This is a genomic window from Paraburkholderia sp. RAU2J, from assembly GCF_003634845.1.
Classification (GTDB): Bacteria; Pseudomonadota; Gammaproteobacteria; order Burkholderiales; family Burkholderiaceae; genus Paraburkholderia; species Paraburkholderia fynbosensis.
In genome coordinates this window covers 720,689-741,616 of sequence record NZ_RBXG01000003.1, presented here as the reverse complement: position 1 = coordinate 741,616, position 20,928 = coordinate 720,689, and the positions used below count along the sequence as shown (strand labels likewise).

Genomic DNA, 20,928 nt, shown 5'->3' with positions numbered 1-20,928 from the left:
ACGCTTATCCAAGAGAGGTTCCTTCGATGCTGCGACGTGTCCTGGCTTCGAGCCGCTACATCATGATCGTTCCCGTCATCGGGACGTTTCTGGGTTCCGTGGCGTTGCTGCTGTATGAGACGATCGTCCTGTTCTGGGGCGGCGTCACCGCGCTGCGAGTCGGCTCCCTGACGGCCAAGTCGGTCAAGATATTCGCGGTGGGGATAGTCGAGGCAGTCGATGTGTTTCTGATCGCGATCGCGGTCTACATCATCAGCATCGGACTCTACTCGCTGTTCATCGACGACAAGCTGCCGTTGCCGAAGTGGCTCGAAGTCAGCAATCTCGAAGACCTGAAAGGGAATCTGGTCAGCGTCGTGATCGCGGTGCTTGCCGTGCTGTTTCTGCGCGAGGCCGTCGCCTGGGACGGTACACACGACATCGCCGCTTTCGGTGTTGCGCTGGCGCTGGTGGTTGCCGCGCTCACCTTCTTTCTGATGAAGAACAACGTCCGGCGGAAATGAGCCTGCTTCATTGCCGGCGACGCGGCGCCGGCAATTCGTCCCTGCTTCAGCGGACGGGCGGCAGGGTTTTCGCCACCAGCAGTTCCTCCGCGTTGTTCGGCGGGCGTAGACCGTCTGTTCTATGCGCGAAGTAGCGCCGGGTGAGATCGGCGGCCGACACGTGCTGCGCTTCTCCAAAGCCTGTTTCGCGGGCCAGCGTCAACATCTGCGCCGGCGTGAAGAAGCTCACGAACGGTGTGCCGCTTGCTCGCGCGCCCTTCTCCGCCATCTCGAGCCCGGGACGTACCTCGGGGTCCGCCATCTCCAACGGCAGCAGGAACGTCATCGCCAACGTCGATCCCGGTGCGAGGCCCGCGACCTCGCGCAGCGCGGCCGCGTTCGCCTCTTTGCTGAGATACATGCTGACGCCCGTGGAGACCACGATGGCCGGTTTGCTGTCATCGAAGCCGGCCGTCACGAGCCGCTCGCGCCAGGCCTCGCCCGCTTCGAAATCGACCGGCACGAAGCGCAGCCAGTCCGGCACGCCGAAACCCAGTTCGATCAAACGCTGACGCTTCCACGCCTGCGGACCGGGCCGGTCGATCTCGAACACCCGAAGGCCAGAAGCGATCTCCGGCCTGCGTTGCGCGAAGCTGTCGAGGCCGGCGCCGAGAATCACATACTGAGTGAGACCGAGCTTGGCCTGCTCCACGACGAGGTCCTCGATAAAGCGCGCACGCGCCACGATCGACGCGCGGAAGGCGCGCGTGAACTGCGGGTCCATGTCACCGCGCGTGCGCCATTCCTCGTCCGGGGCCAGCAATTGGAGGCCGATTCTGTCTTCGAGCACGTGCGGCGGCGCATCGGCCTCGACGTGCAGCGCACGCCACAAAGCGACCCGCGCCGCCGTGCTGTCTGGTGCGATGTCTTGCTTGTCGTTCATGACATTCAATCCTGGTTCCGCGTCCTGATCGTTGCACTATGCCCGCATGGGGCAAAGCAGTGAGCAGCAAGAATATCACCGGCGCGAACGGCGATGGACGAGGCCAGAAACTCGTGCGCTTCGGAAAGAGGTCATCGTCCGAAGCGCGTCAGCATCGCCGTCGGCGTCATGAACAGAAGGAAAAGCGCGAAGCGAAGGCTCGCGCGCAACTGACGTCAAACGCTGAAGCCGATACATAGACATCCAGCAGTCACGCACCCGGGTGCGAACCATTCCACCCCCGGGCACGCGACAGCCCTACACCGCCTAGCTACCTTGCAAACGGATATCACGCGACGAAGCGCCCACGTACACCGTGCCGCCCGGCACATACCGCCAGCCGTTGCGCGAGGTGTCCCACACGCTCTGCATGCGCGGCGTGACCGTGATGCGCACACGGCGCGTTTCGCCCGGGTTCATGCCGATCTTCTCCCAGCCGACCAGACGCCGCGGCGGTTCGCCGTTATACGGCACGCCGAGATACACCTGCGGCACTTCGGCGCCCGCTCTGCGGCCATCGTTGCGCACGGTGAACGACACGTCGAGCGCGCCGTCCGGCCGATGCGCCACCGACAGCCCCGAGTACGAGAAGTGCGTGTACGACAGCCCGTAGCCGAACTCGAACATCGGCGCGATGTTCTTCGCGTCATACCAGCGGTAGCCCATGTTCAGCTGTTCCGAGTAGACCGGATCCGTCTCGAACGCGCCGTTTTGCCCCCAGGTCGGCGTGTCCTGATCGTGCAGCGGGAACGTGACCGGCAGCTTGCCCGACGGATTGACCTTGCCGAACAGCACGTTCGCGATCGCCTTGCCACCGCCTTCGCCCGGATACCATGCTTCGACGATCGCGGACACGCGGTCCTTCCACGGCATCAGCACCGGGTTGCCGCTCTCCAGCACGACGATCGTGCGCGGATTGGCCCGCGCGACCGCATCGACGAGCGCGTCCTGGTTCGACGGATTCGCGAGGCTCAGACTTTGCAGGTCGCCCATGTCCTCGCCGGCCGGCTGCGCGACGACGACGATCGCCACATCAGAACGGCTCGCCAGCGCCGCCGCCTGGTCGATCTCCTGTTGCGTGTAGGCACGGAACGGCGACTGCTGATCGCTGTTGCCGGCGAAGCTCACCTGCGCCGACGGCGCGAGTGCGCGAACCGCCGCGACGATCGGCGTATCGAGCTTGAGCCACGGATTGCTCCACCAGCTGCAGCCGCTCGTCGTGCCGAACGTCAAGCCGCCGCAACCGGCGAACGAGCCGGTGACCGGATCGCGCGTGTTGCCCGAGCCGCCGCCTGTCAGCACCGCCGCGTCGGCATGTCCGCCGATCACCGCGATCCGGCTGAGCGAGCCTGCCGACAGCGGCAACTGGTTGTTGTCGTTCTTCAGCAGCACCATCGATTGTTCGGCGGCCGACTGCGCGAAAACGTTTGCGCGAGCGAAGTCGATAGTTCCGCCGGCCTTTGCCGGATGGTCCATCACACCGGTTCGAATCATCACGTACAGCTTGCGCTTGACCATGTCGTCGAGACGCGCGGTCGACACCGAGCCGTTCGCGATCGCCTGCTTCACCGCAGCCGGCGTCAGATAGACGGTCGCGCCCACGTCCTCTTCTTCGTCGAGACCGGCATTGATCGCTTTCGCCGTGCTATGCGCCGCGCCCCAGTCGGACTGCACCTGACCTTCGAAGCGCCAGTCGTTCTTCAGCACATCGTTGAGCAGATGCGAGTTCTCGCACGCATAGTCGCCATTGAGCCGGTTGTAGCTGCACATCACGCTGCCCGGCTGCGCGCGTCGCGCGGCGATTTCGAACGGCAGCAGATAGAGCTCGCGCAGCGTGCGCTCGTCGATCTGACTGTTGCCGCCGCTGCGGCCGTGCTCCTGCTCGTTGCCCGCGTAGTGCTTGATCGTCGCGATGACCTTCTGGCTCTGCGTGCCGTCGGTGCGCTCGGCGAGCATTTCGCCAGCGAGCACCGGATCTTCGCCGAGATACTCGAAGAGCCGGCCGCCGCGCGGTTCGCGCGCGAGGTTGGTGCCGCCGCCGAGTCCCATGCCGAAGCCCTGCGCACGCAGTTCGATGGCGACCTGCTTGCCGAAGTCGGACGAGAGGCCGCGATCCCAGCTTGCCGCGAGCGCGATCGTCGCGGGGAAGGTGGTGCTCGGCTGCGATGTGCTGCCCGAACCCGTCGACGAATCGACCATGTTCAGGTCAGGAATGCCGAGGCGCGGCACGCCCTGAATGTAGCCGGCGCCGCCGCCCGGCACCGCGGACATGACGTACTGCGAATGGATGAGCTGCAGCTTTTCGTCGAGCGTCATTTTGCCGACGAGGGAATCGGCGCGCCGATGCGCCACCGCCGATTCGAACGCGTTCAGGACCGCCGAGGTGGGGCGGAAATCGAGTGGAAAATCGGGCACACCGGCGCGCGCAGCGACGCACACGGTCGCCACTAACGCGACGACCGGTAATAGTCTTTTTTGCATGTCTGTCTCTCCGAGATCCAGCTTGGATGGGGCGATGCGAAAGTGGAGCGCGTCGAATGGGTTCAATGCGGACGCGAGCGCCGGCAACGCAGGGTGACTGCGAGGACGTGTACCTGCCGGCAGAAGAATCGGGCCAGCCGGATTGGCTGTTAGCGATGCTCCGTGTGAGGTAATGTAAGAATGTAGTCTGACTACAGCATCGGTATTTATACCAATAGAATATGCTTTTATGCTAAATAGCCTATGCTAATTAAGAGCTATAGGCCATTCGGTTTGTTTAATGTATGAATCGGCTTGCATTCAGTACATGGCCTACTGAAACATCCATTGCGCGTTCAACGATCGAATGCGGATCACCATATCTTTCCCGCGAATTTCTGCACCATTTTTTATTGAATTTGTGCAGATGCAATATGCGCTTTAATAAGCTATTTGTAATATATGGCGGTATGCCATTGGCAAATTGAAGCGGAGATTTTCGTCATCGTCATGGCCCGCCGCTTCACCGCTAGAACCGGTAGCCGACACCGGCCAGAATCACGTCTGTATCGCGGCTGTAGCGCGTCATCACGCGATTCCAGCTCACGCGTGCCGACCAGTGCGGCGTCATGCGATACGAAGCGGACATCGACATGAGACCCGCCAGAATCCCATCGCCCGTGTCGTTGTCGTCGTCAGAATTGCCGTGGTGGATTGCTGCGTAAGCACCCACGCCGATGCCGAGCGACAGATGGTCATTGAAGAACGCACGTGTGAGCCAGAGTTGGGCCGTCGCGCCATCGCGTCGCGCGGACATCCCGCTGCCTTCGTGCAGATAACCGAGCGTCGCGTCGAGGTAGTTCGTCAGGCCGCGCCGGTATTCGATCGCCTGCGCCGCAGCGGTCTGCGAATCGAGGCTGTTCAGGATCGTCGCGCCAGCCATCAGCGTGATTTCGTTGTTCGTGACTTTCTGCGAGCGCGGCAGTGCGAAGTCGCGCGGGCCTGGCGTCTCGGGTGCGTCCAGTGGATAACCGACGCCGAGCATGACTGCGGTGGTTGACGAGCCGTTGGTCACCTGCACGTGATTGAGTTGCAGATTAGCGGTCCAGCGGTGCGACGAATACCAGGTCGCGCGGGCGCTGTACACGACGCCCCAGCCGTGCGTATTCGAATAGCCCGCGCCTTGATCGGCGGCCTCGGTATCGAAGTAACGGTACGGGCCGACGCCCAGCGCCAGGACGACGCGCCGATCCATCAGTGGAAGCTTGCCCCATACCTGGGCGGTGGGGCCGTCGCGGTGATGACCGGGAATGTGCCCTTCGTTGAGCCAGGTGATGCTGCCGGCGAAGTAACGGCCGAAGCCCTCCTTGTAGTCCTCGCCCACGCATAAGTGTGTTCGTGCTCGCCGGTTAACGGTCCGGCGTACAGCGCAAACTCCTGGGCCACTGCCCGGCTGGAGCCCACGCAAAACGCCACAGCCGCAATCAGAAGAGTACCGGTAGTCTTCATCCTCGCCTTGCTGTCCAGTGGTATCGGAAACGCACTGCGTGACGACCGGCGATTCTGGTCGCATCTGTTGGGCATTGTGGCATGGCCTTGTGCAAAACCACGGCAGAAAACCACGCGCGTTGACCTTGGCGCGGTCTGCGAAGCGACTCATGGGCTTGGCCTTCGCCCAATGCGAAGCTGACATCCTCATGACCCGTCACCAGCGCCTGGCATAGCTGAATCTATTCCAATATGTCGATGGTGAATCGCTCATTTAGAATCGCGTGATTGCAAGCTATTGATTGGCCGGCAATACCTGGTTACGCGGAGCGTGCGACGCGATGAGATACGCCATTTAATCCAATTTGCATAATCGGCGGACTTTTTTACCGCCCTTTACAGCGCTCCGGCATGCATGACTTATCGTCGTCAAATTCGGAATTCACTCATTTGCCGTGACATTCGCGGCGTGGTCGGTCAGAATTCGCATTCACACGGCAGTCATAGCCGTGGCGTAATGCCTGATTTGCGCAGTACAAATACATGTCCGGTTGTTTCAGCCGGCGCATGTGAACGGGGGAGCGATCGTTAGGAGAAGAGCCGCTCTGGAAATTGCTGATAGATTCCTGGCTCCACACAGATGAGTACTACCGGAATATCGCCTTGGGGCATGCGCAAACTGGCGGCAGTGCGCCCGTTTCTAACTCAGGCATTCATCCCTGCCGCGCGCAATCTGCAATACATGCGCCGCAGGATGCGTCCCTTTGCGCTGATTGCGATCATCGGCTTCCCGCTCTATTTCTACGTCTGGCACACGCTCTTTCCGCAGCCGTACGAAAACCTGGCGCTGCGGCTCGTGGGTTCCGCGCTGTTTGTCCCCATTCTGTTTTCGGATCGCTGGCCGGCGCCGGTCAAGAAATTCTTACCGTACTACTGGTACGTAACGATCTTCTATTCGCTGCCCTTCTTCTTTACGTTCATGCTGTTGAAAAACAACGGCTCCAATGTATGGATAGAAAGCGCGTTGATTGCCGCGTTTGTCATGGTGCTGCTGCTGGACTGGTTGATGCTGCTGCTCAATTTCGTGATCGGCATCGGGGTCGCGTATCTCGCCTATTGGCTGACGACGGACCCCGTCGTCCTTCATACGACCTACCCCGCGCATCTGGCGATTTTCTCGTTCGCGGTCGCGATCGGCGTAGTGGCGAACTACGACATGGACCGGATCAGGATCGAACAGGAGCGCGCGATGCTCGCCACCGCAAGCAGCATTGCCCACGAGCTGCGCACGCCGCTCCTCGCGATTCGCGCGGGCGCTTCGGGGCTTGGCTGTTATCTTCCGTCGCTGCTCGAAACCTATTCGATCGCGCAACAGAGCGAACTGCCGGTGCCGAAAATCCGTCTCGTGCATCTTCGGTCGATGGACGGCGTGCTCTCGCGCATCGAACAGGAGGCCATCCATTCGAATGCGATCATCGACATGCTGCTCGCGAACGCGCGCTTCACGGGCGGCTACGCGCATGGCGCGACCGGGTGCTCCATCGCGCAGTCGGTCAGAAGCGCGCTGGAGCGCTATCCGTTTCGCGAAGGCGAACGCGACCGGGTGCTGACCGACCTTGCCACGGACTTCACGTTCCACGGCTCGGACATGCTGATGGTCCACGTGCTGTTCAATCTGCTGAAAAACGCGTTGCGCGGCATGGCCAGTGTGGACAGCGCACTGATCTCGATCCGGCTCGTGCCGGGGCCGCGGAACAACCAGTTGCTGTTCCGTGACACCGGCGCCGGCATCGCACCCGATGTGCTGCCGCACATCTTTACCCGCTTCTATACGTCGTCGGCAGGGATCGACGACGCCTCGATCGGTACCGGCATCGGTCTCGCTTTCTGCCGCGATGTGATGCGCGGAATAGGCGGCGCCATTGACTGCAAGTCTGTCGAAGGGATGTTTACCGAATTCGCTTTGACCTTTCCCCGGCCATAACGATGCACACGATCAAACCATTCTATTTCCCGACGACCGTCACGTTCGTCGACGACAGTCCGACCTTCCTGTCGAATCTGTGCCTTCAGCTCGACCCGCAACTGGCTTTCCGCCTCTTCAGTTCGCCCGGGGAAGCGCTCGACTTCGTGAACAGCCGCCCGCGCCCAGGACCATTGGACGAACCGATTTTCGCGCCGTTTCGTGACCGCACCGACGAGGACGTCGCTCACCAGGTGATCGCGCTGAGCGTCAATACGGTCCGTAAGCAGGTGCACAACGCGCAGCGATTTCTGGCGACGTCGGTCGTGGTGGTCGATTACGACATGCCCGGCATGAACGGTCTGGAGTTTTGCCGCCGCATGACCGACCCCACCGTGCGCAAGATCATGCTGACCGGCAAAGCGGACGAACACATCGCAGTGCAGAGCTTCAACGAAGGCATCATTCACCGCTTCATCAGCAAGCAGGATGCGGCGGCGGTGCCGGCGCTCAATCGCGCGGTGCGCGATCTGCAGAACGCCTATTTCGACGACGTGTGCCAGTCGATCCTCGATACGTTGGCCGTGTCGGAATACGCGTTCCTGCGCGACGAAGCGCTGGCCGCGCGAGTGGCCGAGATCTCCGACTCGCTCGGCATCGTCGAACACTATCTGTCGTACTGCCCCGGCGGGCTGCTGATGCTCGACAGCGGGGGCAAGTCGTATCTGCTGATCGTCCATACGGACGAGACACTGCGGGGTTTGCGGGAAATAGCCATCGAACAGGACGCGCCTGCGGAGTTTCTGAAGGAACTCGACAGTCGGCGCAGCCTGCCTTACTTCTGGCAAACCGAGGGACATTACCCCACGGATTGCACGGCGTGGGAACCCTATATGCACCCGGCGACGCAACTTGGCGGCCGGCAGAATTACGTGTACTCGGTCATATCCAACCCGCCGGGGCTGGACCTGAGCCAGGTGCTCAGCTATGACCATTACCTCGAACGGCTCGACCGCGAAATGTAAGCGACATGGAGCCCGGCAAACCGGGCTCCATGTCACGCGCCTATCAGGCTGTCACAGCGGTGTTTTCGTCCATGGTCTCGCGCTTGCGCCGGCGGGACGACAGCTCATCCCCGAGACGCCGCGTGGACGCCCACTTGTCGAGTTCGACCTCGCTGCGGATGTCGCGGCACACGCTCGCGATCTTTTCGACCTGCATATCGCTCAGCCCCGCGTGGACCGACAGGCGCATCAGCGCACGGTTGCGCGCCGTCGCAGGCGCACAGAACACCGAGCCGAAAATGCCACGCGACTCCAACGCGTCGCGCAATACGATCGTGCGCTGTTCCGTGCCAGCTTCGAGGGCGATGATCTGACTTTGGCTGCCGTTCAGGTTGTAGCCGAGTTCGGTCAAACGCTGCCTCAGCCATGCGGCGCTCGCAGTGAGTCGCGCGCGCCGCCCGTCCGCGGCTTCGATCACCGACAACGTTGCGTCGAGCCCGCTGATTTCATGCGGCAACAGCGTGGAGCTGAAGATGGCGGGATTCGATTCGAATTTGAAGTACTCCTGGAAATCGACCGGACAGGTGATGAAGCCAGCTCTGCCCGCGAACGCCTTCGCCAGACTCGCGGTGCGAAACGCCACCCGGGACTCCAGCCCGAGTTCGGCAACGAGTCCCGCGCCGCGCGGGCCGTGCGTGCCGAGCGAATGCGATTCGTCGACGACGAACACGCAGGCGTGCCGCTCGCAGACGTCCGCGATCTCAACGAGCCGGCAGACGCCGCCGGTCGTGCTGTACACCGAGTCGACCAGTACCACCCCCTGTCCATAACGCCCGATCTGCTGCTCCAGATGCGCAACGTCGTTATGCCGAAAGGCGACCGGCACCGCACCCGCGCTGCGAATGCCTTCCCACAACGACATGTGCGCCATCATGTCGACGTAGACCGGCGTTTGCGCCGACGCGATCGACTGAAGCAGCCCGGTATTGGCTGCATAGCCCGATTGACACAGCACGCCCGCCTCCGCACGCATGAAGGTTGCGAGCCGGCTTTCGAATCGAAGCTGCGGGCAATCGCCGTGCAGGAAGATGCCTGACATCAGCAGGCCGTTGCCGTTCTCACGCAGCGTGCCGGCCATGCTGTCGATAATGTCCGGATGCCGCGCAATCGCGAGATAGTCGTTGCTCGACAGATGCAACGCGTCGGGCCCAGCGATACGGCCGCGCATGATATGTCCGCCGCCCCAGGTTTCCTGCACCCGCTCACGGTAATACCGCTCGACGCGCGAGGTGACGAAGGCCGGCAACACCGGTCGGTTATGCCGCTGTGTCGTGCGATCAAGAACGCTTTTCATTTTGTGGCTCCATAGGATTAGCTGTCGTAGCGGACAGCGGGTCCATAGTGAGCCCGTCATTTATGACTTGTACGGAAAGTCAGGCAAGTTATGCGTGATGGGTTGAGCGTGGCAAAGATTGATCGTTCGCTTGCTTCTCCTTGGCGGTAAGGCAGGAATCCAGAGGGCGGGTTGACCGGAAAGACCCTCGTCAGACAGGTGCCGCAGACGCCCTGCTCACAAGACGTGGGGACCTGGATTCGATTCGCGGCCAATGCCTGAACGACGGTGCGATCGGCGGTGCTCCGATCGTCGCGCCGCTGCTGGCGATACGCATGCCGATGCGGGCCTTTGCGCCACGATGCGTCGCGAAGTGCAAGGGCCGCCCGTCTGTTGCTATTGCTTCACCGTCCCCGTTCGCGCCGATGATGACGCACCATTTGGCGACAGCGCATTCGCACGCTTATCCATCAGCGTTCCGGGCGAGTTGTTGGGGGTGCCTTGCGCGGCCGGGGCATCGATGGCTTGTCCCGCCTGTCCAGGCTGAGTTTCCTTCGTTTGCGCGCCGCTGTTTGCCGGTGCTTTGCCGGCCTGTTGCGCGTAGGCTGCGCTGCTCATGCAAAGCACGAGCGCGGCGCAAGCAACTTTCAAGGTATCCATGACTGTCTCCTGGTTTCACGGCGCATGCCGTTGTTCTGGGAATGAGCATCTTGCGTGCCGCAAGGAAAATGAAGGCCGATAAAAAGCAGACGAATCGTGGGATACCGCGCCGGTTCAGAATCTGAGCCGACAATGAAGGTGCCCGGCGGCGCCGAAACCCGAAACCAGAAACTCACGCACTTAACGTTTCCCCCAGGCCCCTTCCCCACGACCAGCGGATAGAATTTGCCTCACTGTGATCACACATCACAGCAATGCAAATCAACGGAGTCGAGCTTGGCAACCCGTCCCACATCCCCATCCGTGCTCCCGCTCGAAGTGGTCGCGCACGAAACGATGGCCGGCAAGGTCTATCAGCAACTGCGCGAGGCGATCATGAGCGGCCGGTTCGAGCCGGGTCTGCCGTTGAGTCTGCGTTCCGTCGCCGAAGCCGTCGGGTCCTCCACGATGCCGGTGCGCGCCGCGCTCACCCGGCTCCAGACAGAAGGCGCGCTCGTCGACGGGCCGGGCCGGGCGCTGATGGTTCCGCCGATCACACTGGAACTCGTCGAGGAACTGCGCGACGTGCGCATCGCGCTGGAGGGCTGCGTGGCACAGCGCGCCGCCACCCGCATGTCCGACGCTCATCTCAGGGCCGTTCAGGATATTTACGAGGTCATGAACGGGCACGCGGAAGCCGGCGAAGTCACGGACTATCTGCGCAGCAACTTTGCGTTCCACAGCGGAATTTACCGGCATGGCGCGAGCGAAATCACGCTCGCCACCATCCAGAGTTTGTGGATTCGCATCGGGCCGTTCCTCAACGTCGTCGCGCCGGACATCCCGCACATGCGGCGCTCGATGGAAGCGCATCGGCAGATCGTCGACGCGCTTTGCCGGCGGGACGGCGAAGCCGCGCGGGCGGGCATTGCGCGCGATATCGGCGACGCAGCGCAGAGTCTGATCGACCGCCTGCAGATGCGCGAAGACGTCGGCGGGAAGCAGGCAAACCGCTAACAAACACACATGAATCCGGACGGATTCATACGCAATTGATTCGATTAGTACAACTATTTCTATCCATTCCTGACTGCCAACACGCGTCAGCACATCAGTCTGTCAACGGAGCGAGAAGACATGAGTATTGTGACAATGCTGCAACCACCGCCGGGTTTGCGTGTACTGGTTACAGGCGGCGGCGGTGGGATCGGCCTCACGATCGCGCGGGCCTTCACCGAGGTGGACGCAAAAGTGCACGTCTGCGACGCGAGCGAACGCGTGCTCGAAGCGATGCGCGCCGACAGGAACAACGAAAGCATCTCGGCCACGCTCGCCGACGTCGCCGATGAAAGCGCGGTTGCCCGTGTCTTCGAGGACGTCCAATCCCGGCTCGGCGGTCTCGACGTGCTGATCAACAATGCGGGCATCGCCGGACCGACCGGCGGCATCGATGAAATCGACGCCGCGCAATGGGAACAGACGGTCGCGATCAACCTGAACGCGCAGTTCTATTTCGCGCGACGGGCGGTGCCGCTGCTGCGCGAATCGCCTCACGGTGGCTCGATCATCGCCATGTCGTCGGTGGCCGGGCGGTTGGGCTATGCGTATCGCGCGCCCTATTCCGCGACGAAGTGGGCTGTAATCGGCATGACCAAAAGCCTCGCGATCGAACTCGGACCCGCCGGCATTCGCGTGAACGCCATTCAGCCGGGCATTGTGCGCGGCCCCCGCATGGAAGGGGTGATCGGGGCGCGAGCCCAGCAGCTCGGTCTGAGCTACGCGGAGATGGAAGCGAAGTACCTCGAAAAGATCTCGCTGCGCCGCATGACCACTCAGGAGGAAATCGCGGCGACCGCGCTATTCCTGTGCGCGCCGGGCGGCAGTGGCATTTCCGGCCAGGCGATCTCCGTGTGCGGCAACGTCGAAGTGCTCTGACGCTTCACTCTTTCCTTCCTCAGCGTGGACTCCGATTCTCATGGCCTCAACCCGTAAAGTCATCATTACCTGCGCGCCGACGGGCGCGATCCATACACCGTCGATGTCGCCCTACCTGCCGGTCACCCCGCAGCAGATAGCCGAGGCCGCACTGGCGGCAGCAACCGAAGGCGCCGCGATCCTGCATCTGCATGCCCGCGATCCCGGCGATGGACGGCCCACGCAGGACCCGGCCGTGTTTTCAGAATTCCTGCCGCAGATCAAGGCGCAAACCGACGCCGTCATCAACCTCACCAGCGGCGGCAGCCCGCATATGACCGTGGCGGAGCGGCTGCGCCCCGCGCATCACTTCCAGCCGGAGATCGCCTCGCTCAACATGGGCTCGATGAATTTCGGCCTGTATCCGATGCTCGAACGCTTCAAGGAGCTGAAGCACGACTGGGAGCGGCAGCATCTCGAAGCGAGCCGCGATCTCGTCTTCAAGAATACGTTTGCGGACATCGAGTACATCCTGACGTCATGCGGCGCCAATGGAACACGCTTCGAGTTCGAGTGCTACGACATCTCGCATCTGTACAACCTCGCCCACTTCGTCGAGCGCAATCTGGCCAAGCCGCCGTTCTTCATTCAAAGCGTTTTCGGTTTGCTCGGCGGCATTGGCGCTCATCCGGAAGACCTGATGCACATGCGGCGCACCGCCGACCGTCTGTTCGGCAACGACTATGTCTGGTCGATCCTCGGCGCCGGCCGCAACCAGATCCCGCTCGCGACCATGGGTCTGACGCAGGGTTCGAACGTCCGTGTCGGACTCGAGGATTCGCTCTGGATCGGACCAGGCAAACTCGCCGAATCGAGCGCCGCACAGGTTCGGCAGATCCGGAATGTGATCGAAGGACTGTCTCTCGACATCGCCACGCCGGCCGAAGCGCGCGCGATGCTCGGTCTCAAGGGCAAGGACAACGTGCGTTTCTAATCGCCGCCCACGCGAGCCTTCCGGCACGGAAACGGAAGGAGACGGCAGGGGCAGTCGAAGGGCATCTGGCCGCGCGTGCCTCGCCCTTCGCCTCCACGCATACACGCGCAAAGCGGGTCGTTGCCCGTTGCCGGGGCGCAGTTGCTGCGCCGAACCGGGCACCGGGAACTCCGACGTTCCACCTACCCAGATCTGGGGAATCACATGTCAACGCATCGATCAACGAAGCCGCAAGCCGATCAGCTTGCGCAATCCGCACTTACACGGCTCCTGATCCGCAAGCTGATGCCGTTACTCGTCGTTGTCTACGTCATCAGCTTTCTCGACCGCACGAATATCGCGTTGGCTCGACACACCATGAGCATCGACCTCGGGCTTTCCGCGGCCGCTTATGGACTCGGCGCGGGCCTGTTCTTTCTCACCTACGCAATGCTGGAAATACCGAGCAACCTGGTGATGAACAAGGTGGGCGCGCGGCTATGGATCACGCGCATCATGGTCACGTGGGGGGTGCTATCGATTGGCATGGCCTTCGTGCGCGGCGAGACGTCGTTCTACGTGATGCGGCTATTGCTGGGCGCCGCTGAAGCAGGCCTCTTCCCCGGTGTCATGCTCTACCTGACGTACTGGTTCACCCGCGAAGAACGGGCGCTTGCAACAGGCTATTTCCTGATCGGCGTGTGCGTCGCGAACATTGTCGGCGGGCCGCTCGGCGGTGCACTTCTTGAACTCGACGGCATGCTCGGTTTGCGCGGCTGGCAGTGGCTTTTCGTGATCGAAGGGTTGCCCGCGGTGCTCCTCGCGATCGTGGTCTGGAAGATGCTGCCCGACAAGCCCCTGGAAGCATCGTGGCTGTCGCCGGCGCAAGCCGCGGAGATCGAGGCGCGCCTCGCCGCCGAACGCGACGCGCAAGCCGGAGACGGACGTGCCAGCCATTCCCTGCGCCACGCACTGGGCGATCCGCAAGTCTGGCTCGCCATTCTCGTGTACTTCTGTCATCAACTGACCATCTACACGACCATCTTCTTTCTGCCGGGCGTGATCGGCGCGTCGGGACATTTCTCGCCGCTGATGGTGGGAACGTTGTCGGCGACACCGTGGATTGCCGCCGCCATCGGCGCGGCGGCGCTGCCGCGTTTCGCCAGCACGTCGGCACGCAGCCGGCTGCTGCTGGTCGGCGGGCTGATTGTGATGGCGCTCGGCTTGTTGATCGCCGCGCACTCGCGGCCCGCGATCGGTCTGCTTGGAATGTGCCTCGCCGCATTCATGTTCTTCGTGGTGCAGTCGATCATTTTCACGTTCCCGTCCTCGCGGCTCAGCGGCGCCGCGTTGGCCGGCGGTCTTGCGCTGGTCAATTCGTGTGGCCTGTTGGGGGGATTCGTCGGGCCTACGGTCATGGGCCTGATCGAACAATCGACGGGCAGCGCGACCAACGGCCTCATCGTTCTGGCAGTTGCGCTGATCATCGCCGCGGTGGGTAGTCTTCGCTTGAGGCATGGGGACGAGGATCGTCGCGCGCGTGCTGTGTATTGCCGGGACGCCGAAAAGGCGGTGTGAGGCCGCTGATGATTCTGTCGCACCGAAGCGTTTTTCGACAAAGATCACTGGCGGCGGCCTCAGTGGCAAGTACACAACGGATTGACCGCGTCACCGGTCACGATGGAGTTATGGGGTTTATACTAGGCACGTCTCCTCCATGTCTCCTCTGATATGGATTCAGCCCGCCTCCGAGCGGGCTTTTTCTTATCCGACACAGCAAGCACAACGATGACAGGAAGAATCGCCGACGGTGAGGCGCGCGAACGTCTCATTATCTGGAGTCGCCGCCGCATGAGCGAGTTCGGCATCACGTTCGAAGCGCTCGCCGAATCCATCCAGCACGATCTCGACAATCCGCCGATCTACCGTGACGCCAAGGGCAACGACTGGAACGGACTCGGCGACATGCCGGACTGGCTGCGGGCAGCAAAGAATGCCGGCGTCGACCCGGCTTTCTTCAGGATCGAGCCAAAGCGTGAGCCCGCGCCGAAACATTCCAGCGCGCAGTATGTGCAGGCTGATCTCTTCGAGTAACGGCGCCGTACCGATCAATCGCCCGAGCAGGGGTGGTTGAGGATGTAGTTCGTGTCGCCCAATGAACGCGCTACTTGCCTGCGCGATGCGCGAGTGCAATCGCATCCAGCCCTGCCAGCACGAAACGCACAAAGTCATCGGCAAGCGCTTTCCTGTCTTTAGCGACTGCGGGCAGCAAGGCCGCCTGCACCTGCTTCGGCGCGATCATCATCGCGATGCACGGCAGCACCGTGAACATCAACGCCCGCTGCACGGCAGCCTCTTTGGGGTTCAACTGAAGCACCTCGCCGATGAGTCCCAGCAAAAGCGCGGCCTTGGGCCGCACCGCTTTCTCGATGAGCGCCGGAATCGCCGGCGACGGCGAGAGCACCTCGCGCAGCATCAGCATGAATCCCCACGGCGCCGCCGCGTTGACCGACAAGCCGACAAAGTGCGAGATCACCGCGCGAAGCTTGTCCTTCGGATCGCTCACGCCCTCGGTTAACGCCTTCAACTCGTCGAGCCCGACAACCTGCCGGTGCGCTTCCACCAGCGCCGCTTCGTAAAGCGCCTCGCGGCTGCCGAAGTGGTAATGCACCGATGCCATCGGCGTACCTGCGCGTTCGCAGATCTCCTTGCTCGTGGCGTCCGCGAAACCGCGCTCGGCGAATACCTGCCCGGCTGTGTCGAGCAGATGCTGGCGCGTCGCCGCGCCGTCAGGACGCGTCGCCCGCTGTTTGCGCGTCGAAGCGGTTTTTGCTGAGGATGTGCGCATGAAGAATCGGTGACTCTGGAAATAGTTTGAATTCAAATTCAAATTCACATATCATCGATTCTACTTCATCCGAGGCCGCCTTGCGTCGGTTCAACCGCATGCAAGGCGGCTTCGGCCGCGGACAGCGCGCACCGCGCAGTCGCTTTTGGTAGCCACGAGTCAGCCAGATGAACGCTGTATCGCGCTCTCAATGATATGGATTACTTACTGAACATGCGTGTCCGAGCAGGCGCGTTTTTGCGGATGAACCCATGCTTACCTCGCTAACGAACCTTGTGCCACCGGTTCCCGGCCGCTTCATGATGATGTTCGCCATGCTCGTGGGCGCTATGCTCGCAGCCTGCTCCCATTCCGACAACAACGCATACCAAGGCTATGTCGAAGGTGAATTCGTCTATCTCGGCTCGTCGCAGGCAGGGCGATTGACGCAACTATCGGCCGCACGTGGGCAATATGTGAAAGCGGATACGCAGCTCTTCACACTCGAAGCAATCGACGAAACAGCCGCGCTTAGACAGGCCGAACAGCAACTCACGGCGACGCGCGCGCAACTGGCGGACATCGAGACCGGCAAGCGCGTGCCGGAGGTCAACGTCAATCGCGCGCAGCTTGCCGAGGCCGTCGCCAATGCGCGCAAGGCGTCCTTGCAACTCACGCGCGACAAGGCACAGTTCGCGGCAGGCGGCATTGCCAAAGCGCAACTCGACGATTCGCAAGCCAACGCCGACGCCACCGCCGCGCAGGTGCGCGAGCTGACGAATCAGGTCGAAGTGGCGCGCCTGCCCGGGCGTTCGCAACAGATCGCGGCGCTCCAGGCGCAGGTAGCAGCCGCCGAAGCAGTCGTCGCGCAGGCGCAATGGAAGCTGGATCAGAAGCGTGTCAGCGCGCCTGCCGGGGGCCTGATTTACGACACGATCTATCGAACGGGAGAATGGGTGCCGGCGGGAAGCCCCGTCGTGCAGATGCTGCCACCGCAAAATATCAAGGTGCGCTTCTTCGTGCCGGAGAGCATCGTCGGCCGACTCGCGAACGGCCGCAGCGTGGCGATTCATTGCGACGGTTGCGCAGCCGATGTGTCCGCGAAAATCACCTACATATCGAGCGAGGCGGAATACACGCCGCCCGTCATCTACAGCAACGAAACCCGCGCGAAGCTCGTGTTCATGGTCGAAGCGCATCCGTCCGTCGCGGACGCAAACAGGCTGCATCCGGGCCAGCCGGTGACGGTGGTGCTGCAATGAGCGGCGAGATCCCCGAGCATGTCATCGACGTGCAGCATCTGAACAAGCATTTCGGCGACAAGCATGTCGTCAACGACGTGTCGCTACAGGTCGGACGAGGTGAAATCTTCGGTTTTCTCGGCCCGAACGGCAGCGGAAAAACCACCTCGATCCGATTGATGTGCGGACTCCTGACGCCGGATTCCGGCACCGGCACCTGTCTCGGTTACGACATCCTGCGCGAGAGCGAAGCCATCAAGCGTAATGTCGGCTACATGACGCAGCGTTTTTCATATTGGGAAGACCTGACCATCCGCGAAAATCTCGACTTCGTCGCACGGGTCTATCAGATGAAGAACCGCCGTCAGGCGGTCGACCGCTCGCTCGAATCGCTTGGACTGCAAAGCCGCGCCAATCAGTTGACGGGTTCGTTGTCCGGCGGCTGGAAGCAGCGGCTCGCGCTCGCCGCATGCATGCTGCACGAACCGAAGCTGCTGTTGCTCGACGAACCGACTGCCGGCGTCGATCCCACCGCGCGGCGCGATTTCTGGGAGGAACTGCACCGGCTGGCCGCACGCGGCATTTCGGTGCTGGTCAGCACGCACTACATGGATGAGGCCGAACGCTGTCACAAGCTTGCATACATCGCCTACGGCAAGTTGCTCGCGCAAGGCACATCGAACGAAGTCATCGAGTCACAGCATCTGTCGACGTGGTGCATCCACGGCGAACACCTTAGCGCCCTGTCCGAACAGCTTCGCGCGATGCCCGGCGTCGACCAGACCGTTGTCTTCGGCTCTGCGCTGCATGTCAGCGGCCGCGACCACGCCGCGCTCGAACAGGCAATCAGGCAGGCGACAGCGGGCACCGCGTTGCGTATCGAGCCGATCGGCACGGGACTCGAAGACGTCTTCATCTACCTGATGAGTCATGCGAAAGACAACTTCGGAGCGCCATCATGAGCAGACGAACCGTGTTCTCGTTGAGCCGCTGGTGGAGCATCGTGCTCAAGGAGTTTTTGCAACTTCGGCGCGACCGGGTCACGTTCGCGATGATCATCGGTTTGCCGATCGTTCAACTCTCGCTATTCGGCTTCGCCATCAATACGAATCCGCGGCATCTACCCACCGCCGTCGTCATTCACGATCAAAGCGAGTTCTCCCGCAGCTTCGTGGCTGCAATGACCAACTCGGCGTATTTCAACGTGATAGAAAGCTTGCCGGATGAAGAAGCCGGCCGTCGTGCGCTCGCGCAAGGCCGCGTGCAATTCGTGCTCAACGTTCCGGTCGATTTCTCTGCGAGATTGCTGCGCGGTGAGCGCCCCTCGTTGCTGGTCGAAGCCGATGCAACCGATCCGACCGCGACCAGCACCGCCGTCGCGGCGCTGCCGGGTCTGATCCAGCCCGTCGCCGACAAGGACATCACGGGTCCGCTCGCGCATCTGAACGGCGGCCCGAGCGCATTCGGCGTGCAGGTTCACAACCTGTACAACCCCGAGGGCATTACGCAATACAACGTGGTCCCCGGCTTGATGGGCGTCATTTTGACGATGACGCTCGTCATGATGACGGGCCTCGCGATCACACGCGAACGCGAACGCGGCACGATGGAAAATCTGCTCGCGACACCGGTCCTTCCGATCGAAGTGATGACCGGCAAGATCGTGCCTTACGTTGCGATCGGGTTGATTCAAGCGTCGATCATTCTCGCCGCGACGCGCTTCGTCTTCAACGTGCCGTTCGTCGGCAGCCCGGTGGCGATCTATCTTGCCGCGTTGCTCTTCATCGCGGCCAATCTCACCGTCGGCATTACGCTGTCCTCGCTCGCACAGAACCAGTTGCAGGCGATGCAACTGACCTTCTTCTATTTCCTGCCGAACATCCTGTTGTCGGGTTTCATGTTTCCGTTCGCAGGCATGCCGCGCTGGGCGCAGTTCATTGGCAATCTGCTGCCGCTGACGTATTTCAATCGCCTGATCCGCGGCATTCTGCTCAAAGGCAATGGCTGGGCGGACCTGTGGCCGTCGGTGTGGCCGATGATGCTCTTTACGGCGATCGTCATGGCGATTGCGTTGCGCTTCTACCGGCGCACGCTCGATTAGAAGGACAAGGCGATGAAACCACTCGTTATCGTGGGCGCGCTCGCGCTATGTGGCTGCGCAGTCGGCCCGGATTTTCAGAGCCCGGCCGCGCCGGACACGCAAACCTATACTCGCGATGGCCTGCCGCAACGCGCCGCATCGGCCAACAGCACGGCCGCATTTGCGCAGACCTTGCGCATCAGCGACAGTGCGACGCCGATGTGGTGGCGGCAGTTTCATTCGGATGCGCTGGACCGGCTGGTTGACGAGGCGTTGCGCGAAAGCCCGACGCTGGCGCAGGCTCGCGCAAAGCTGATCGAAGCCCGCGAGGACTACAACGCGCAGGCGGGTTCGACGCAATTTCCCAGCGTAGACGCGACAATTTCCGCTTCGCGCCAGAAGGTCGACCCTGCCGCGTTCGGCGTGCCCAACGTGAACAGTCCAGGGCCGTTCTCGCTGTTCAACGCTTCGGTGAGTGTGTCGTATGTATTCGATGTGTTCGGCGCCAATCGTCGCGCGCTCGAAGCGAGCCTCGCGCAAGTCGATTACGAGTCGTTCGAACTCGACGCGGCGCGGCTATCCATTGCGGGCAATGTCGTGTCGGCGGCAATCCGGCGCGCGTCGTTGCAACAGCAGATCGAATTGACACAAGATCTCGAGCACGCCCAGGCCCGGCAACTGACGATCGTCGAAGCGCGCTTCGCCGCCGGTGGCGTGGCTCAACTCGACGTCCACAGCCAGCACACCCTGCTCGCGCAAACGCGCGCATCTTTGCCGCCGCTCACCACGCAGCTTGCGCAAACCGATCATCAACTCGCGATTCTGCTGGGCGCCACGCCGTCGAAAGCGGATTTCAGCGGCATCACGCTCGATGCGCTTCATCTGCCCAACGACCTGCCCGTCACGCTGCCTTCGACACTCGCACGCGAGCGGCCCGACATTCGCGCGTCCGAAGCGTTGTTGCATCAGGCCAGCGCGAATGTCGGCGTCGCGACGGCCAACCTTTATCCGCAGTTTTCGTTATCGGCGGGATTCGGCTCGCAGCGCACGAACATCGGCGACGTCATCAATGGTTTGAACATCTGGAACATCGGACTCAATCTGACGCAGCCTCTTTTCCGTGGCGGCGAATTGCATGCGAAGAAGCGCGCAGCGCAGGCCGCCTACGAGGCCGCCCTGGCCGGCTATCAGCAAACCGTTTTGCAGGCGCTGCAGCAGGTTGCCGATTCGTTGACAGCACTGCGGGATGACGCGCACGAATTGCAGGCCCGGGACGACGCCTGGCAACACGCGCAGGCGAGCGTCTCAATTGCGAGCCGGCAATATGCAGCGGGAGGAATTAGCCAGACGGCGTTGCTCGACGCGCAGCGTCAGGCCTTGCAGACCGCAATCGACCGGACGCGGGCGCAAGCCGAGCAGTTCGCCGATTCGGCGGCGCTATTTCAGGCGCTTGGCAGCGGCGTGCCGGTAACGACGCAGGTGAGTGAGCAATGAGCCGGCCTGCGCATCTCGATGACGTGAGCGATCGACACGTCCGGTAGA

Annotated in this window: 17 protein-coding genes and 2 pseudogenes; 12 read left to right on the top strand and 7 right to left on the bottom strand. The window is 62.1% G+C overall.

Features of this window, described 5'->3' with window-relative positions; genetic code table 11:
* Positions 1-26: 26 nt before the first annotated feature.
* Entirely contained in the window at positions 27-503 is a 477-nt protein-coding gene (locus B0G69_RS34820; RefSeq protein ID WP_121324638.1) for a YqhA family protein, read from the top strand.
* 46 nt (positions 504-549) lie between these two features.
* Here the strand turns inward: B0G69_RS34820 and B0G69_RS34815 are convergent, their stop codons facing one another.
* The 3 genes and pseudogenes from B0G69_RS34815 to B0G69_RS34800 all read right to left on the bottom strand — a co-directional run bounded on the left by B0G69_RS34815 (position 550) and on the right by B0G69_RS34800 (position 5,433).
* The gene (locus B0G69_RS34815; protein WP_121324637.1) at positions 550-1,425 is read right to left on the bottom strand and encodes a class I SAM-dependent methyltransferase; all 876 of its coding nucleotides are present in this window, start codon (positions 1,423-1,425) and stop codon (positions 550-552) included.
* A 306-nt stretch (positions 1,426-1,731) separates the two neighbouring features.
* A complete protein-coding gene (locus tag B0G69_RS34805; protein ID WP_121324635.1) occupies positions 1,732-3,945 on the bottom strand; it encodes a glycoside hydrolase family 3 C-terminal domain-containing protein in 2,214 nt (737 codons plus the stop codon).
* A 508-nt stretch (positions 3,946-4,453) separates the two neighbouring features.
* Positions 4,454-5,433: pseudogene (locus tag B0G69_RS34800) on the bottom strand (hypothetical protein).
* A gap of 619 nt (positions 5,434-6,052) precedes the next feature.
* On the opposite strand from B0G69_RS34800, the gene B0G69_RS34795 reads away from it, so the two are divergent.
* Positions 6,053-7,396 (top strand): HAMP domain-containing sensor histidine kinase, encoded by a 1,344-nt coding sequence (locus B0G69_RS34795; RefSeq protein ID WP_241991626.1) that lies wholly within the window; start codon positions 6,053-6,055, stop codon positions 7,394-7,396.
* A 2-nt stretch (positions 7,397-7,398) separates the two neighbouring features.
* Positions 7,399-8,400 (top strand): response regulator, encoded by a 1,002-nt coding sequence (locus B0G69_RS34790; protein ID WP_121324634.1) that lies wholly within the window; start codon positions 7,399-7,401, stop codon positions 8,398-8,400.
* A gap of 43 nt (positions 8,401-8,443) precedes the next feature.
* Here the strand turns inward: B0G69_RS34790 and cqsA are convergent, their stop codons facing one another.
* The 3 genes and pseudogenes from cqsA to B0G69_RS34775 form a co-directional block, all read right to left on the bottom strand.
* Positions 8,444-9,733: an alpha-hydroxyketone-type quorum-sensing autoinducer synthase gene (cqsA, locus tag B0G69_RS34785; protein ID WP_121324633.1), complete on the bottom strand. Its 1,290-nt coding sequence runs from the start codon at positions 9,731-9,733 to the stop codon at positions 8,444-8,446.
* Positions 9,734-9,821: 88 nt separating this feature from the next.
* A pseudogene (locus B0G69_RS34780) lies at positions 9,822-10,002 on the bottom strand (2Fe-2S iron-sulfur cluster-binding protein); the annotation flags it as partial.
* A gap of 106 nt (positions 10,003-10,108) precedes the next feature.
* Entirely contained in the window at positions 10,109-10,372 is a 264-nt protein-coding gene (locus B0G69_RS34775; RefSeq protein ID WP_121324631.1) for a hypothetical protein, read from the bottom strand.
* Positions 10,373-10,708: 336 nt separating this feature from the next.
* On the opposite strand from B0G69_RS34775, the gene B0G69_RS34770 reads away from it, so the two are divergent.
* From B0G69_RS34770 to B0G69_RS34750, 5 genes are all read left to right on the top strand, one after another.
* Positions 10,709-11,368, top strand: coding sequence for a GntR family transcriptional regulator (locus B0G69_RS34770; protein ID WP_121325098.1), 660 nt, complete (start codon positions 10,709-10,711; stop codon positions 11,366-11,368).
* A 120-nt stretch (positions 11,369-11,488) separates the two neighbouring features.
* Complete coding sequence (locus tag B0G69_RS34765) at positions 11,489-12,286, top strand: SDR family oxidoreductase (protein WP_121324630.1); 798 nt, start codon at positions 11,489-11,491, stop codon at positions 12,284-12,286.
* 40 nt (positions 12,287-12,326) lie between these two features.
* Complete coding sequence (locus tag B0G69_RS34760; RefSeq protein WP_121324629.1) at positions 12,327-13,259, top strand: 3-keto-5-aminohexanoate cleavage protein; 933 nt, start codon at positions 12,327-12,329, stop codon at positions 13,257-13,259.
* 204 nt (positions 13,260-13,463) lie between these two features.
* Positions 13,464-14,816, top strand: coding sequence for an MFS transporter (locus B0G69_RS34755; RefSeq protein ID WP_121324628.1), 1,353 nt, complete (start codon positions 13,464-13,466; stop codon positions 14,814-14,816).
* Positions 14,817-15,026: 210 nt separating this feature from the next.
* Positions 15,027-15,332: an H-NS family nucleoid-associated regulatory protein gene (locus B0G69_RS34750; RefSeq protein WP_121324627.1), complete on the top strand. Its 306-nt coding sequence runs from the start codon at positions 15,027-15,029 to the stop codon at positions 15,330-15,332.
* Positions 15,333-15,402: 70 nt separating this feature from the next.
* On the opposite strand, the gene B0G69_RS34745 is transcribed toward B0G69_RS34750, so the two are convergent.
* The gene (locus tag B0G69_RS34745; protein WP_121324626.1) at positions 15,403-16,086 is read right to left on the bottom strand and encodes a TetR/AcrR family transcriptional regulator; all 684 of its coding nucleotides are present in this window, start codon (positions 16,084-16,086) and stop codon (positions 15,403-15,405) included.
* A 305-nt stretch (positions 16,087-16,391) separates the two neighbouring features.
* Between B0G69_RS34745 and B0G69_RS34740 the strand changes: the two genes are divergently transcribed.
* From B0G69_RS34740 to B0G69_RS34725, 4 genes are read left to right on the top strand one after another with little or no spacing between them, the layout of a single operon-like run.
* Complete coding sequence (locus tag B0G69_RS34740; protein ID WP_241991689.1) at positions 16,392-17,327, top strand: HlyD family efflux transporter periplasmic adaptor subunit; 936 nt, start codon at positions 16,392-16,394, stop codon at positions 17,325-17,327.
* Positions 17,324-18,268: an ABC transporter ATP-binding protein gene (locus B0G69_RS34735; protein WP_121324624.1), complete on the top strand. Its 945-nt coding sequence runs from the start codon at positions 17,324-17,326 to the stop codon at positions 18,266-18,268. Before B0G69_RS34740 ends, B0G69_RS34735 begins: the two co-directional genes overlap by 4 nt.
* The gene (locus B0G69_RS34730) at positions 18,265-19,407 is read left to right on the top strand and encodes an ABC transporter permease (protein ID WP_121324623.1); all 1,143 of its coding nucleotides are present in this window, start codon (positions 18,265-18,267) and stop codon (positions 19,405-19,407) included. The genes B0G69_RS34735 and B0G69_RS34730 overlap by 4 nt, the downstream gene beginning before the upstream one ends.
* Positions 19,408-19,419: 12 nt before the next feature.
* Entirely contained in the window at positions 19,420-20,880 is a 1,461-nt protein-coding gene (locus B0G69_RS34725) for an efflux transporter outer membrane subunit (protein WP_121324622.1), read from the top strand.
* Positions 20,881-20,928 lie beyond the last annotated feature (48 nt).